13 protein-coding genes are annotated in these 13,938 nt (G+C 62.8%); 9 read left to right on the forward strand and 4 right to left on the reverse strand.

Translation table 11 applies throughout. The features are described from left to right. Positions 1 to 2 precede the first annotated feature (2 nt). Both BJP08_RS09275 and BJP08_RS09280 read left to right on the forward strand, forming a co-directional pair. Complete coding sequence (locus tag BJP08_RS09275; protein ID WP_071569314.1) at positions 3 to 596, forward strand: nucleoside triphosphate pyrophosphatase; 594 nt, start codon at positions 3 to 5, stop codon at positions 594 to 596. Positions 597 to 601: 5 nt separating this feature from the next. Continuing rightward, positions 602 to 997, forward strand: a complete 396-nt coding sequence (locus tag BJP08_RS09280) for a DUF3151 domain-containing protein (protein WP_071569315.1) — start codon at positions 602 to 604, stop codon at positions 995 to 997. Between the two features lie 38 nt (positions 998 to 1,035). Here BJP08_RS09280 and BJP08_RS09285 read toward each other — a convergent pair whose 3' ends face one another. Next, entirely contained in the window at positions 1,036 to 2,094 is a 1,059-nt protein-coding gene (locus tag BJP08_RS09285; RefSeq protein ID WP_071569316.1) for a Cj0069 family protein, read from the reverse strand. A 295-nt stretch (positions 2,095 to 2,389) separates the two neighbouring features. Here BJP08_RS09285 and BJP08_RS09290 point away from each other — a divergent pair, with 295 nt between their 5' ends. The 6 genes from BJP08_RS09290 to BJP08_RS09310 all read left to right on the forward strand — a co-directional run bounded on the left by BJP08_RS09290 (position 2,390) and on the right by BJP08_RS09310 (position 7,613). Further along, a complete protein-coding gene (locus tag BJP08_RS09290) occupies positions 2,390 to 3,256 on the forward strand; it encodes a sulfurtransferase (RefSeq protein WP_071569317.1) in 867 nt (288 codons plus the stop codon). 184 nt (positions 3,257 to 3,440) lie between these two features. Then, positions 3,441 to 3,872: a hypothetical protein gene (locus BJP08_RS09295; RefSeq protein ID WP_143110088.1), complete on the forward strand. Its 432-nt coding sequence runs from the start codon at positions 3,441 to 3,443 to the stop codon at positions 3,870 to 3,872. 5 nt (positions 3,873 to 3,877) lie between these two features. After that, positions 3,878 to 4,048 (forward strand): hypothetical protein, encoded by a 171-nt coding sequence (locus BJP08_RS11720; protein ID WP_168156198.1) that lies wholly within the window; start codon positions 3,878 to 3,880, stop codon positions 4,046 to 4,048. 487 nt (positions 4,049 to 4,535) lie between these two features. Beyond that, entirely contained in the window at positions 4,536 to 5,219 is a 684-nt protein-coding gene (locus tag BJP08_RS09300; protein ID WP_071569319.1) for a hypothetical protein, read from the forward strand. Positions 5,220 to 5,355: 136 nt separating this feature from the next. Further along, positions 5,356 to 7,125 (forward strand): acetyl/propionyl/methylcrotonyl-CoA carboxylase subunit alpha, encoded by a 1,770-nt coding sequence (locus BJP08_RS09305; protein WP_071569320.1) that lies wholly within the window; start codon positions 5,356 to 5,358, stop codon positions 7,123 to 7,125. Between the two features lie 2 nt (positions 7,126 to 7,127). Beyond that, positions 7,128 to 7,613 carry a GNAT family N-acetyltransferase gene (locus tag BJP08_RS09310; RefSeq protein ID WP_071569321.1) on the forward strand — a complete coding sequence of 162 codons (486 nt, stop codon included), beginning with the start codon at positions 7,128 to 7,130 and terminating at the stop codon, positions 7,611 to 7,613. Here the strand turns inward: BJP08_RS09310 and BJP08_RS09315 are convergent. Beyond that, complete coding sequence (locus BJP08_RS09315; protein ID WP_071569322.1) at positions 7,600 to 8,490, reverse strand: hypothetical protein; 891 nt, start codon at positions 8,488 to 8,490, stop codon at positions 7,600 to 7,602. The two genes, BJP08_RS09310 and BJP08_RS09315, sit on opposite strands and share 14 nt — an antisense overlap. A gap of 87 nt (positions 8,491 to 8,577) precedes the next feature. On the opposite strand from BJP08_RS09315, the gene BJP08_RS09320 reads away from it, so the two are divergent. Then, complete coding sequence (locus BJP08_RS09320; RefSeq protein WP_071569323.1) at positions 8,578 to 9,075, forward strand: GNAT family N-acetyltransferase; 498 nt, start codon at positions 8,578 to 8,580, stop codon at positions 9,073 to 9,075. An 18-nt stretch (positions 9,076 to 9,093) separates the two neighbouring features. Here the strand turns inward: BJP08_RS09320 and BJP08_RS09325 are convergent, their stop codons facing one another. Both BJP08_RS09325 and BJP08_RS09330 read right to left on the reverse strand, forming a co-directional pair. Next, positions 9,094 to 12,543: a pyruvate carboxylase gene (locus tag BJP08_RS09325; RefSeq protein WP_255364815.1), complete on the reverse strand. Its 3,450-nt coding sequence runs from the start codon at positions 12,541 to 12,543 to the stop codon at positions 9,094 to 9,096. Positions 12,544 to 12,737: 194 nt separating this feature from the next. After that, positions 12,738 to 13,898 carry a bifunctional 2-methylcitrate synthase/citrate synthase gene (locus tag BJP08_RS09330; protein ID WP_071569325.1) on the reverse strand — a complete coding sequence of 387 codons (1,161 nt, stop codon included), beginning with the start codon at positions 13,896 to 13,898 and terminating at the stop codon, positions 12,738 to 12,740. Positions 13,899 to 13,938 lie beyond the last annotated feature (40 nt).

Consider the following 13,938-nt stretch of genomic DNA (forward strand, 5'->3'; position numbering starts at 1 on the left):
CCATGCGGATTGTTCTCGCCTCGCAGTCGCCGTCGCGCCGAATGTTGCTCGAGCAGGGTGGCGTCGAGCCTGTGCTTCGGCCCGCCAACATCGACGAGGATGCGGTGATCGCCTCGCTTGTCGACGCCCCACCTGCCCACACCGTCGCCGCCCTCGCCCGTGCAAAGGCTGCAACGGTCGCCGACGAGTTCCCTAACGACGTCGTGGTCGGCTGCGATTCCATGCTGCTTCTGGACGGCCAGCTGTTGGGCAAGCCACACACCGTTGAGGCCACGATCGAGCGCTGGCGCGCGCAACGCGGCAAGACCGCAGAGCTGCTCACCGGCCACGCCGTGACCTACAACGGCGAGTGGGTGACGGACACCGTGCGCACCACCATCCGCTTCGGCGAGGCGAGCGACGCCGACATCGTGGCCTACGCCAACTCCGGCCAGCCCCTGGAGTGCGCGGGCGCGTTCACGCTGGAGGCGCTCGGCTCCTGGTTTATTGATTCCATCGATGGCGACCCAACCAGCGTCATCGGCCTGTCTATGCCGCTGCTGCGGCGCTGCCTCTACCACTTCGCACTGGACGCATCGGAGTTCTGGGTATCCTAGTCGGCATGAAGTTCAACGACATGCTTGCCCCTGACCCGATCCGCCTCCCAGAAGACCCAGCTACCGGCTGCGATCTGCTTGCCGACGCCACCGCCGTCGAACACCCCGACTCCCCCGCCGTGTGGGCCGCCCGCGCCGAGCGCGAGCTGGCGGACGGCGACACGATCGTCGCCTACGCCTATGCCCGCACCGGCTACCACCGCTCGCTCGACCGACTGCGCGCCAACGGCTGGAAGGGTTGGGGCCCGGTGCCGGCCTCGCACGCGGCGAACGTGCCGGTACTCAAGGCCATCGCGATGCTCGCCCTGGTCTCCAAGGCAATTGGCGACGACGCCGAGTACGACCGCTGCCGCCAAATGCTGTCCGACGCCGACCCGGACAGCGTCGCTACACTGCTCTAAACCCCGGTCGGCGCCATGCCGCGTTTGGCTAAGCGCGGTTAGGCGAACTTCGCCTCGACGCGCTTGATTGCCTCTTGCGCAACGAGCTCCTGGATACCCATGTCAAGTTCGGAGGTGAAGCCGACGCAGGAGCAGTTGATCTCGCCGAGCACGTAGGTGTCCTCGCCGTTCTCGCCGTCGGCAAGCATGAAGTCCGCGGTCCAGATGAGCGGGATGTTGTCGCCACCGAGGTTCTCGGCGATGATTGGGCGTGCCTCAGCGAACATGTCGATGAGCTCCTGCCATGCCTCTGGCTTGTCGTAGGTGTACGTTGCACCCGAGAACAGGGTTGCGGAGAAGTTGTCGCCGCCCTCTGCCGGCTTCTTATGCACAACGAAGACCGGGTGCGGTCCGACGAGCAGAATACGGATCTCACCCTCGACGATGCGTGGCATGAAGCGCATGTCCACCAGCATGCCGTTGTCGCCAACGATGTACTGGTTGCAGAAGGTCATGAACTCGCCGAGCTCACGGGTCTCGGTGTGGTTGTCGACGGCCTCGGTGCAGCGGATCTTGGTGTCCAGTGGCAGCGCGGTGCCCGGCTCGACGGACGCGGCGAGGCCCTCGTCAGCGATGCGGACGCGCCAGATGCCTTCACCTGTGGAGCCACGGTTCTGCTTGAGTACGCGCTCGCCGTAAGACAGGGACGTCGGGAAGGTCTCGTGGAAGGTATCGACGTCGTAGTAGGCGGCGGTGTCAGACGGGACGAGGTCGGTGTCCTTCAACTTCACCAGGGCGTCCTTCGCGCCGTAGGCCATCATCTCGCCCGGCGTGGACATGCCAACCAGGCCCGCAACCGAAAGGCTGGTGAGCAGGTCGAAGTAGCCCTTCTCGCCGCCGGGGATGTTGCCTGGGTTTACACGGGAGATGTAGCCGTCGAAGTTCTCGGAGACGTAGGTGTAGATCGCGTCTTTCCACTCGGGGCGGTAGTAGACGACTTCGGCGTGCCATCCCATCGCCTTGATCGCGTTCACGATCGGCATGGTGTCTTTCCGGTGTCCGTCGAAATACTTATCCGAGCCGCCCTCGACCTCGAATACGACGATAGCTTTATGCATGGGGCACCTTTCATGTCATTGTCCCACCGTATTGGCGGAAACGGGTGTCGAAATGTTTCAATTTTTCACTTTATTGTCCAGTCTGAATTTTCCTGCACTCGCCTAGGTAAACGTGCCCAATTTCACACCCCGGTTCACCCCTTCGAATACACCCTGCACACAGGAGTGACACCGGGCACAACAGGGCCGTTTTTGCGGGATTTCCCGGCTCTCTATTTCCTTGACATGTAGGGTGAGGAGTATTAAGGAACTTCGCTCTGTGTTATTAGTCAGTGTTATTGGAGGTTAGCCCACCGTGGGTATTGAACTCGATGATCATTCGCAGTTTGCGGACTACGCGCACCCTGAACGATTCGTCTCTGCGGCGTGGTTGTCTGCGCGCCTCGGCATGCCGGGGCTGCGGGTGATCGAAAGCGACGAGGACGCCTTCCTCTACGACATCGGCCATATCCCCGGCGCGGTGCGCATCGACTGGCACAATGACCTCAACGATCCTGTGCAGCGTGACTTCATCGACGGTGAAGCTTTCGCGGAACTCATGAGCGCCCGTGGCATTGCCCGCGACGACACCGTAGTGATTTACGGCGACCGCTCCAACTGGTGGGCCGCCTACACGGCGTGGGTCTTTGAGCTTTTCGGCCACCCGGATGTTCGCATCCTCGACGGTGGCCGCGACGCCTGGATGGGTGAAGAGCGCGACACATCCTTCGTGGTTCCCGAGTACCCGCGCACCGAGTACCCGGTGGTGGAGCGCCAGGACGCGCCACTGCGCACGTTCGCATCGCAGCTACTGGCGGAAACACCCGCCCAGCTTATCGACGTCCGCACGCCCGAGCACTATGCAGGAACAGAAGAGGCGGCACAGGATGGTGGCGTCGGCACCCTGCGCCACGGACATATCCCGGGAGCTACGAATATTCCTTGGGGCAACTCCGTGTTCCCGAACGCGCGCCTCAAGGGCAAGGACGACATTGCGCAGGTCTACAAGGATCTCGACCCTGCTGTACCGACTGTGGTCTACTGCCAGCTCGGCGAAAGCGCGGCCCACACCTGGTTCGTACTGAAGCATGTGCTCGGCTTCGAGCAGGTTTCGCTCTACGACGGCTCGTGGGCTGAGTGGGGAAACATGGTGCGTGTCCCAGTGGAGCGCGACGAACGCTAAGGCAGGTTGGTTATCAGGCAGGTGGCGGTGGCGTAGTCGCCGTCGTAGCTGAGCGAGAGTGATACGACCGGTCACGTCAAGCTTGGCGAGGACAGAGTGGACCACTTCCAGCCCATCCCGTTTGTGGGGCTCAAGAGCCTCCTTCACAGGTCTGCTCTCAGCCCATGGCTGTCTGCTATGGTTTATGAGTATGAAACGTGGTGGGGGCACTACAGACCAAGGATTAACTTGGGTCAAAGATTTTCTTATCATTATCTTGTTCTTGTTCGCCGGGTTGTTTTACTTAGCGTTAATCTTCAAGGACCCAGTAACACGAGAAGCTGCCCTCGATCTAGGCGCTAAGGTGCTGGGACCCTCAATTCCCGCCGCAGCGGCTTTTTACGGAGTCATGAAAACTCTTGAGAACACACGAAAGCAAGATTTGCTTAAAGAATGGCACTCAAATTTGCGTTGGGCGACGGACCTTTGCGTATCAAAAGAGCCAGAAGCCGTCGCCATCGGTGTCGCTACCATCGATGCGCTTGATGACGCGCCCTTCCTAGGAAATAATGAGAATGACCTCGTCGATTCATTAATCAAGCAAATAACCAGGAGTTGGGACTCCGAGAGCAGGTGACATAAATGGAAAAGCGCCGTACCCCTAATCAAGAGTTTTACGTCCCAAAGACCAACGTTCCCCCGAACGCGGGCCAGATCGCCGCGGCTAAGCTCATCATGAAGCGCCACCGCGAGGGCAAAGGACGTGTGGAGATCACACCGAAGATCCGTTACCTCGCGAACTACGGAGACTAATTCTGAGCCTCTCCTGCTCTCCACCCCATTGCCAGGTTGGCTGCCAGGAATCACTTTCCCCGTGTCTGCACCCCGCGGCTACGCATAGGATCGCGGCGTTGAGTGCGCACACAAGCTCGGCGGTCACCGGCTGCCGATCGTGTTTCGCGCGCAGCGCAATTCGTGCAGCGTCCTGCAGGTCTTGGAGCAGCTGCAAGTCAGCCCGCGAGGCGATTCCGGCAGTGCTGCCATTCGCCAAGAACTCCTCAGTCGCAAGCCGTCCGGTACGGAGGTTGTCGAAAACCTTGCCCGCCGAATAAACAACTGAAACAAACGCGTCCGTCCGTAGCATGCCTCGAAGTGTAGTGCTTCGGAGCCAAGCGCGAACACCCTGGCGCGCAGTAAGCGCTGGCTCGTCGACAAGCACAAACTGATAGCCTGCAACCAAATGCTTTCCGGCGCCGACCCGGGCTGCGTCGCTACACTCCTCTAGTCTCAGGACGAAACCATGACACACAAGCTTTTCAGCCGCGCATCAGCTGCCACTCTCACGATATTGGCACCACTGACCTTCACCGCCTGCAGCTCCGAGACGGACACACCACCCGTCATCACCATCACGCAGACCACCGTGGTGGAAGAGCCCTCCTCCTCAAACACCCCTGACACCGCCACACCGCCTGCCAAGCAACCAGCGCAGCAGAACAACACGGATGCGTGTGCCCAGCTACCCAACGACCCACGTGAGGCATACCCTTCCAACTCGACGCCCGGGCGCATGCCTGCTGACGATGGCAGCGACTCCAACTACTGGATCGAGGACATCGACAACGCCTACGACCCATGTAAGCGTCTGAGCTGGATCATCTTCCGCGGCTCACTCGGGGACAAGGAGCGCCCAGCAGGCACCGGCGCCTCCATTACCGACGGAGTAGCGTTCTACGTCGACGGCAAACCGGTCAAAGAGATGAAGGCTTTCGGCCGCATAGACAGCATCGAGCCGCTCGGGGACGGCAGCGCAATCTTCGAGTGGTCGGAGCGCGGCAATTACACAGCCGAAGGCTTCGTCAACCACTACTCTGCTGAGCTTCGCGCCACCGACGGGGGCATCGCAGCGGTCTCGGGGGACACCGAGAAGTTCCACGACCGCTGGAGCTCCTCCACCAGCTACCTGTTGGGCACGTACGATTAAGCGCGCCCCCGCGACACGTTTCATACACCCCTCGCTATGAGAATCGCTGGGACCTACCGGCAAGTTGTAACATAAGGTGGCAAAATCCGATATATTTCGGCAAAGCTCAGACTCTTTGAGAAAGACGGGATTTTTTGTGCCTATTCACAATCAGCAAGTGACCAAGGTGTTGGTTGCAAACCGCGGCGAGATCGCGGTGCGCATCATTCGTGCTGCCCAGGATGAAGGCATCGCGTCCGTTGCGGTGTACGCAGACGGTGACGCGGCCGCACCATATGTTTCCCTTGCCGATGAAGCGTTCGCGCTTGGCGGCGAAACCGCCGCGGAAACGTACCTGGACATGGAGAAGCTGCTCAAGGTTGCGGCTGATTCGGGTGCGGACGCCGTCCACCCCGGCTACGGTTTCCTCGCGGAGAATGCTGAGTTCGCACAGAAAGTTATCGACGCCGGCCTCACCTGGATCGGCCCCTCCCCTGAGGCGATCGCCACGCTGGGTGACAAGGTGGCTGCCCGCGCCATCGCCGAAGCTGTCGACGCCCCGATGGCTCCAGGTACGAAGCATCCAGTCGCAGACGAACAGGAAGTCCTTGCGTTTGCAGATGAGCATGGGCTACCAATTGCGATCAAGGCCGCGTTCGGTGGTGGCGGGCGCGGCATGAAGGTCGCGCACACGCGGGAGGAGATCCCGGAGCTGTTCGAGTCCGCAACCCGTGAGGCCACCGCGGCCTTCGGTCGCGGCGAGTGCTTCGTGGAACGCTACTTGGATAAGGCCCGCCACGTTGAGGCCCAGGTGCTGGCGGATCAGCACGGCAACGTCGTGGTCGTCGGCACTCGTGATTGCTCACTGCAACGTCGCTTCCAAAAGCTCATCGAGGAAGCCCCCGCACCATTCCTCACTGCCGAGCAGTGGGAGCGGATCGAGCGCTCCGCCGAGGCGATCTGCAAGGAGGCCGGGTACTACGGCGCCGGTACCGTGGAGTACCTGGTTGGCGCCGACGGCCTGGTGTCTTTCTTGGAGGTCAACACGCGCCTGCAGGTAGAGCACCCCGTCACTGAGCTGACCACGGATCTCGACCTTGTGCGAGAGCAGTTCCGCATCGCCCGCGGCGAGAAGCTCAGCATCACGGAAACCCCCACGCCACGCGGGCACGCATTCGAGTTCCGCATCAACGGCGAGGACCCAACAACGAACTTCATGCCGTCTCCCGGCCCGATCAACGCGTACCGTGAGCCAACCGGCCCCGGCGTCCGCGTAGATTCCGGTGTGCGCGAGGGCTCGTCGATTAGTGGCCAGTTCGACTCAATGTTGGCCAAGCTCATCGTGTACGGCGCAACCCGCCAAGAAGCGCTGCGCCGCGCGCGCCGCGCCCTTGCGGAATACGTCGTCGAGGGCATCCCGACTGTTATCCCGTTCCACCGCGCCATGGTAGAGCACGACGCCTTTGTCGGCGACGGCTCCTCCTTCGATGTCTACACTCGCTGGATCGAAGAGGCGTGGGACGGCGAGATGCCTGCTGCTCCAACCGAAGACGGCGCCGTTGAGGGCGAAGGAGGCGTCGAGAAGCAGGTGTTTGCTGTTGAGGTGGATGGGCGACGCATCGAGGTCGCCCTGCCTTCCGCGCTTGTGCCTGGTGCCGGTCCTGCCCGTAAGCCAAAGAAGCGCCGCGCATCCGCTGCGAAAGCTGCTGCATCCGGCGACGCCGTCACTGCCCCGATGCAAGGCACGCTGCTCAAGCTCAACGTCACCGAGGGCGACACGGTTACCGAGGGCGACGTCCTCGTGGTCCTCGAGGCCATGAAGATGGAGAACCCGGTCAAGGCGCACAAGGACGGCGTAGTGACGGGCCTGGCCGTCGAGCAGGGCGCACAGGTGTCCAAGGGCACAACCATCATGGAGCTGAAGTAGCCATGAGCTTCCGCTTCCGCCGGGCTACTGAGTCCGACCGCACCTACCTCGAACGCATCTACTTCCTCGCCGAAGCCCACGGCGACGAGTCGAGCGAACTGTTCACCGACTACCCCACCTACGCCGCGGGCTACATCGGCGACTGGGACCCGGAGCGCGACGGCGGCGTCATCGTCTACGACGCCCTCGGCGTGCCAGCCGGGGCGATCTGGCTGCGGTTCTGGGAAGATGCGTCCGCCGTCGGGTGGGCGAACCTCGGGCCGGATGTCCCCGAGTTCGCCATCGCGATCGAGTCGCGCGCACAAGGCAAGGGCCTGTCGCGCACGATGATTGAGCAGGCCTGCGAGCTCGCGCGCGACAAGGGCGCCCGGCAGCTCGCGTTATCTGTCGACGCCGACAACCCCAAAGCCCGCCACGTCTACGAAAAGTTTGGCTTCCGGGACGTCCCCGACGCCCCGCGCCCGGGCACTATGGTTATTGACCTCTAGCTGCCGCGATCGAGCGCCAGGACTCCGCGATGGAGACGATATCTGGCGCGGCTGCCACCAACACCCCTAACACGATGGCCAGCACCACGGGAAGCACGCCGCGCACCGCGGAGTCGCCCTCGGAGGACAGCGATTCCAGCCGCTTTCCTAGCTGAGCGCCCACGTGCGCGGCGGTTTCTACTGGGCGCTGCGCGGTATGCGTGACGGGGCCGTCGATACGAAACTTGCGCTTGAGCACACTGATTTCCTCATCAACGCTGTAGTCCCTGCCGTCTTCCGGGTGCACCGCCCGCGCGAGGCCCCGCGATCCGGAGGAGGACGAGATCTTGCTTATGCCCGAGTACGGCCCGATCATGCCCTTGCCTTCGACCCAGACGGGCGCGCCTGAGTCGCCCGGCTGGCCGTCCGGCAACGTGGCAAACACCGTGTTGCCGAGGCGAGCGGCAAACGTGCCGCAACGCTTCGACTTGGACACCCCGCCGTACGTGCACACGCGATCCTTCGAGGTCAACTCCGTGCCCGGGGGAATAAGCGTGTCCCCGCTCAGCCAGTTCGGGCCAAGTGCCACGTCGTCGTCCCACAGCACCATCGCCCAGTCATTCGCGGTGTAGCCTTCCTCATCGCGGTACAGCGGCGAAGGGAGAAACGTTCCGGTAAGGCCTTCGGCGCCGTTGACGGTGACCCGGTCCCCGTTGTGCCCGCAGTGGGCGCTGGTGTAGCTCACGCCCTGGTCTGGATCGTTCATCGCGACGGTACACTTCACGTTACCGCCAACGACGATGAGACCGCCCTGCTGCACTACCGGCGCCGCCACCGCGGCACCGTGCCAAACGCCGAGGGTCAACGCCACGGTGATCGCCCCGATGCCACGTGTCATTCCTCCTCGCATAGGCCACAGGGTACCGCACTGCCCGAACTGCGCCTATCTGCATCTACCTGTGCAGCCCGCGTTACAGTAGGCACCATGACACAAAACAAGTCGTTTACCCTGCGTCAGGCCACCGAGTCTGACCGCATGTACCTGCAGCGCTTGAACTTTCTCGCGGACGTGTTCGGGGATGAGACCGCGCCCGTCGGCCACGAGGAACGCCTCGGTGTCACCGACTACGTGGACCACTGGGATCCCGAGCGCGACGGCGGAATCATCGCCTGCGACGAGTTCCGCACCCCCGCCGGTGGCGTGTGGCTGCGCTACTGGGATACCCCGGACGCAGGCCACGCCAACCTTGGGCCCGACGTACCAGAGCTCGCCATTGCTGTGGAGCGCCGCTTCGCCGGCCACAGGCTCGGGTCGAAGCTGCTGCGCGCGGTGATTGAGCTCGCAGCGCAACAAGGCGCGCCCCGCGTCGCTCTCTGGGTTGACCCAGACAACGAGCGTGCGCGCCACCGTTACGAGCAGTTCGGCTTCACCGCAGTCGCCGACGTTGCCAATGTCATGGTGTTTGACTGCAACGTCGGCTAACTGCGGCGACCAGCCACATTAGGAGATCACGACGACCAGGTCCCCGCCCTCCACCTTGGTTGGCTGTGTGAAGGCGACCCGCTCGATGGTGCCGTCCTTCGTCGCGGAGATCGCGGCCTCCATCTTCATCGCCTCGATCGAAGCGACTTGGTCGCCGGCCTTGACCTCATCGCCAGGCTTGACGGTCACGTTCACCACACCAGCGAACGGCGCCGCGACGTGGCCCTCCTGCGACGGATCTGCCTTCTCCACCTCGGCGACTGTAGACTCGGCGTTCTCGTCCCTGACCTGCATCGGGCGGATCTGGCCGTTGACAGTCAGGATGACCTGGCGCATACCCTTCGCATCGGGCTCGCCGACAGCGTCAAGGTTCACCACGAGCGGTGGCAGGTGTTCCTCGCGCTCCCCGTACCAAATCATTGTCTCTTCGCCCTCAACGAGGCCGTAGAAGAAGGTGCGGTCGGACAGGTGGTCCGTGATGCCATAGGTGCGGCGGTGCTCCAGGAACTCCTTGTACTGCTTCGGGAACAGCAGCTGATCCAGCGCGGCACGGCGAGTCACGTGGTCATCGGTGGCAAGATCGCCCGCGAGCTCCTCAGGCACGTCCACCGTGTGGTCGACTGCTTGGCGGTCCTCGAGCGCCTTGTCACGCAGTTCCGGCCAGCCGCCCGGAGGGGTCCCCAGCTCACCCTGCAGGAAGCCGATGACGGACTCGGGGATGTCGTACTTGCGTGGGTTCTCCGCGAAGTCCTTCGGGTCCACGCCCGCACCCACCAGGTGCAGCGCGAGGTCACCGACAACCTTCGAGGACGGCGTGACCTTTGTCGGGCGGCCGAGGATCTCGTTGACCGCGGCGTAGTAGTCCTCGACGAGCTCGAAGCGGTTGCCCAGGCCGAGCGCCTTCGCCTGCGTGCGCAGGTTGGAGAGCTGTCCACCTGGGATTTCGTGCTTGTACACGCGGCCGGTCGGGCCAGGGATACCGGACTCGAACGGTGCGTACACCTGGCGCACAGCCTCCCAGTACGGCTCAAGGTCGCTGACCGCCTGCAGGTCGATGCCGGTGTCGCGCTCGGTGTTCGCGAACGCCGCAACGAGTGCGGACAGCGAAGGCTGCGAGGTGGTACCCGCCAGCGGTGCCGACGCCACGTCCACGATGTCCGCGCCAGCATTTGCTGCCGCCAGGTAGGTCGCCAGCTGGCCGCCAGCGGTGTCGTGGGTGTGCACGTGCACTGGCAGGTCGAAGCGCTCGCGTAGCGCCTTGACGAGCTTCGCTGCGGCGCCCGGACGCATCAGGCCCGCCATGTCCTTGATCGCGAGGACGTGAGCGCCGGCGTCGACAATCTCTTCGGCCAGACGCAGGTAGTAGTCCAGCGTGTAGATGTCCTCAGCAGGATCAAGCAGGTTGCCGGAGTACGCCATCGCGACCTCGGCGACGGTGGTGTTCGTCTCCAGGACGGCCTCGATGGCGGGACGCATCTGGGAGACGTCGTTGAGAGCATCGAAGATGCGGAAGATATCAATGCCTGACGACGCCGCTTCGTTCACGAACGCCTTCGTCACCGAATCCGGGTACGGGGTGTAGCCCACCGTGTTGCGGCCGCGCAGCAGCATCTGGATGTTCACGTTCGGGATGGCCTCACGCAGGGCGTCGAGACGCATCCACGGGGACTCGTGTAGGAAGCGCATGCCGACGTCGTAGGTGGCACCGCCCCACGCCTCTACCGAGGCGAGCTGCGGCGTCATGTGGCCGACGTGCTTCGCCGCAGCCACCAGCGTGTTCGTACGGATGCGCGTTGCCAGCAGCGACTGGTGCGCGTCGCGGAACGTCGTCTCGGTCACGCCGAGCGCCGTCTGGTTGCGGATCTTCTCCGCCCACTTCGTCGGGCCGAGCTCCAGCAGGTCGTCGCGGGAGCCGCGTGGCAGATCGCCGTAGTTGAGCTCCGGCAGCTTCTTCGAAGGACGAATCGAGGTCGGGCGCGGGCCATTCGGCTTATTGACGGTCACGTTCGCCAGGTAGTCGAGGATCTTGCCCGCATCGTCCGCAGCAGCAGGCGCATCAAGCAGGTACGGGTGATCGTTGATGAAGCCGGTGTTGATGCGCTTGTAGCGGAAGTCCTTGTCGGACAGCAGTGCGCGCAGGAAGCCAATGTTGGTGGAGACACCGGTGACGGTGAACTCGTTGAGCGCGCGCAGCGCACGGTCAACCGCGACCTGGAAGTTGCGGCCACGGCACGTCATCTTCACCAGCAGCGAGTCGAAGTTCGGGGTGATCTCGGTACCGACGTTTGCGGAGCCGTCGAGGCGCACACCCGCGCCACCCGGGGAGCTGTACCCGGTGATCACGCCGGAGTCTGGGCGGAACCCATTGTTCGGGTCCTCCGTGGTGATGCGGCACTGCAGCGCCGCACCGTTCATCTCGATGAGGTCCTGGGTCAGGTGCACGTCCTCGAGCTTCGCGCCCGCAGCGATGTACATCTGGTTCTTCACGATGTCCACGCCGGTGATTTCCTCGGTGACGGTATGCTCCACCTGGACACGCGGGTTCATCTCAATGAAGACGTGGTTGCCCTGCTCGTCAACGAGGAACTCGACGGTACCGGCGCCCTCGTAGTTGATCTCCTTACAGAAGTTCACCGCGTCCTGGCAAATGCGCTCACGCTGTTCCTGCGTGATGTGCTGCGCCGGAGCGATCTCGACGACCTTCTGGTGGCGGCGCTGCAGGGAGCAGTCGCGCTCAAACAGGTGGACCACGTTGCCGTGGGAGTCCGCCATGATTTGCACCTCAATGTGCTGCGGGCGGATGACCGCGCGCTCGAGGTAGACGTTGCCGTCGCCAAACGCGGCCTCCGCTTCGCGGGACGCTTCCGCCGCGAGGTGCTCAACGTCTTCGATCTTCTCGACGAAGCGCATACCGCGCCCGCCACCACCAGCGACCGCCTTGACGAAGATCGGGAAGGTGAAGTCCTTCGCCAATTCGGCGAGGTGAGCAGGGTCCGACGATGGCTCTGAGTCCTTCAGCGTCGGCAGCCCGGCGCGCTCAGCTGCGTGTACTGCGGCTGCCTTGTCGCCGGTCAGCTCGAGCGTCTCCGGGCTGGGGCCGATGAACTTAATGCCGTTGTCTCGGCAGGCGCGCGCAAGTTCCGCGCGCTCCGAGAGAAAGCCATAGCCTGGGTAAATTGCATCGGCGCCGGTTGCTTTCGCTGCCCGGATAATTTCGTCGATGTCGAGGTACGCCTTGACTGGCTGGCCCTCGACGCCGATCTGGACGGCTTCGTCGGCGAACGGCCGGTGGTAGGACTTACGGTCCTCGCGTGGGTAGACCGCGACGGTCTTTGCACCCGTTTCGAATGCTGCTCGGAAAGCACGCACCGCGATTTCGCCGCGGTTTGCTACCAAGATCTTATTGAATGACGGAAGGTCATTCAGGGGGAGCTGCTCCATCGATGCAATCCTTTCATACTGTGACATGGGTGACAGTTTGAATGTTATTTGGTTGGCCTGACAATCTTAACGCAGGTCGGGTCCACGCCACGGGAAAACCAAGAATTGCATTCCTTCCCGCAGCGACTACCCCCCATGTTGGGGTCAGCGGCACCGCGCCTTCAGGCAAAACAAACAAAACGGATGGCCCGCGGCGAAGGCGGACCACCCGTCGATCATGTTTACTGCGGCTGGTAGGTGCCGTCGAGGTGACGCTCTTCCGGGCCGTTGTAGGCGGACAGTGGGCGGATCAGCGAGTTGTTCTCGTACTGCTCGATGATGTGCGCGGTCCAGCCGGTGATGCGGCTCATCACGAACAGTGGGGTGAAGAACTCGATGTCAAAGCCCAGGATGTAGTAGGACGGGCCGGACGGGAAGTCAAGGTTCGGGCGGATGTTGATGGAGGTGTTCTCGTACATGGTCTTTGCCATGATGTCGTAGATCTCCACCCACTTCTCGGCGCCCTTGTCCTTGTGCTCTGCGGCAAGCTTCTTGAACGCAGCCTCCATGGTCGGCACGCGGGAGTCGCCCTTCTTGTACACGCGGTGGCCGAAGCCCATGACGAGCTCCTTGTTCTTCAGCTTGTCCAGGCACCACTGCTCAGCGTTGGCTGGGTCGTCGATTTCCTTCATGTGGTGCATGACAAACTCGTTTGCGCCACCGTGCAGCGGACCCTTCAGCGCACCGATTGCCGCGGTGATCGCCGACCAAGCGTCAGACTGCGTCGAGGTCACCGTGCGAGCGGTGAACGTGGAGGCATTGAAGGAGTGCTCCGCGTAGAGAATCATGGTCTTCTCAAACGCCTCAATATCCGACGGGATGGTTGCCGGGGAGCCTTCCTCGTCCCCGAAGACCATCCAGAGGAAGTTCTCCGAGAACCCCTTGTCTTTGCTCGGGGCGATGTAGCCCTTGCCCTGGCGGCGGCGGATATCGGTCGCGACGATCGTCGGCAGCTTCGCCAGCAGCTCGGTGCCGATCTTGCGGATGTGGTCAGCGTCCGGGGTGAACTTGTACTCGTCGCGGGTGCCCAGGAAAGACACTGCGGTGCGCAGCACGTCCATCGGGTGGCAGTCCTTCGGCAGGTAGTTGATCACCTGGATGAGTTCCTCATCGATGTCGCGGTTGTTCATGCAGCCGAGACGGAATTCCTCCGCGCCCGACTTGTCTGGCAGCTCGCCGTGCCAGAGCAGGTACGCAACCTCTTCGAAGGTGCAGTGCTCGGCGAGCTCGTGGACCGGGTAGCCATAGTACAGCAGGGAGTTGGTCTCCGGGTTGACCTTGGAGATTGCGGTGTAGTCCGCAACGACGCCAGCGAGGCCCTTCTTGATTTCTTGAGTGGTCATGGGATGAGTCCTTTCGGGATAGTGATTGGGATGAGAGTTG

This window comes from Corynebacterium sp. NML140438 (assembly GCF_001875725.1).
In the GTDB taxonomy this organism is placed as follows: domain Bacteria; phylum Actinomycetota; class Actinomycetes; order Mycobacteriales; family Mycobacteriaceae; genus Corynebacterium.

What these genes read in the sequence shown, in the direction of transcription:
- BJP08_RS09315 (WP_071569322.1), bottom strand. Translation starts at nt 8,490, where the DNA reads ATGACACGTGGCATCGGGGCGATCACCGTGGCGTTGACCCTCGGCGTT.
- BJP08_RS09300 (WP_071569319.1), top strand. Translation starts at nt 4,536, where the DNA reads ATGACACACAAGCTTTTCAGCCGCGCATCAGCTGCCACTCTCACGATA.
- BJP08_RS09330 (WP_071569325.1), bottom strand. Translation starts at nt 13,898, where the DNA reads ATGACCACTCAAGAAATCAAGAAGGGCCTCGCTGGCGTCGTTGCGGAC.
- BJP08_RS11720 (WP_168156198.1), top strand. Translation starts at nt 3,878, where the DNA reads ATGGAAAAGCGCCGTACCCCTAATCAAGAGTTTTACGTCCCAAAGACC.
- BJP08_RS09320 (WP_071569323.1), top strand. Translation starts at nt 8,578, where the DNA reads ATGACACAAAACAAGTCGTTTACCCTGCGTCAGGCCACCGAGTCTGAC.
- BJP08_RS09295 (WP_143110088.1), top strand. Translation starts at nt 3,441, where the DNA reads ATGAGTATGAAACGTGGTGGGGGCACTACAGACCAAGGATTAACTTGG.
- BJP08_RS09280 (WP_071569315.1), top strand. Translation starts at nt 602, where the DNA reads ATGAAGTTCAACGACATGCTTGCCCCTGACCCGATCCGCCTCCCAGAA.
- BJP08_RS09275 (WP_071569314.1), top strand. Translation starts at nt 3, where the DNA reads ATGCGGATTGTTCTCGCCTCGCAGTCGCCGTCGCGCCGAATGTTGCTC.
- BJP08_RS09325 (WP_255364815.1), bottom strand. Translation starts at nt 12,543, where the DNA reads ATGTCACAGTATGAAAGGATTGCATCGATGGAGCAGCTCCCCCTGAAT.
- BJP08_RS09285 (WP_071569316.1), bottom strand. Translation starts at nt 2,094, where the DNA reads ATGCATAAAGCTATCGTCGTATTCGAGGTCGAGGGCGGCTCGGATAAG.
- BJP08_RS09310 (WP_071569321.1), top strand. Translation starts at nt 7,128, where the DNA reads ATGAGCTTCCGCTTCCGCCGGGCTACTGAGTCCGACCGCACCTACCTC.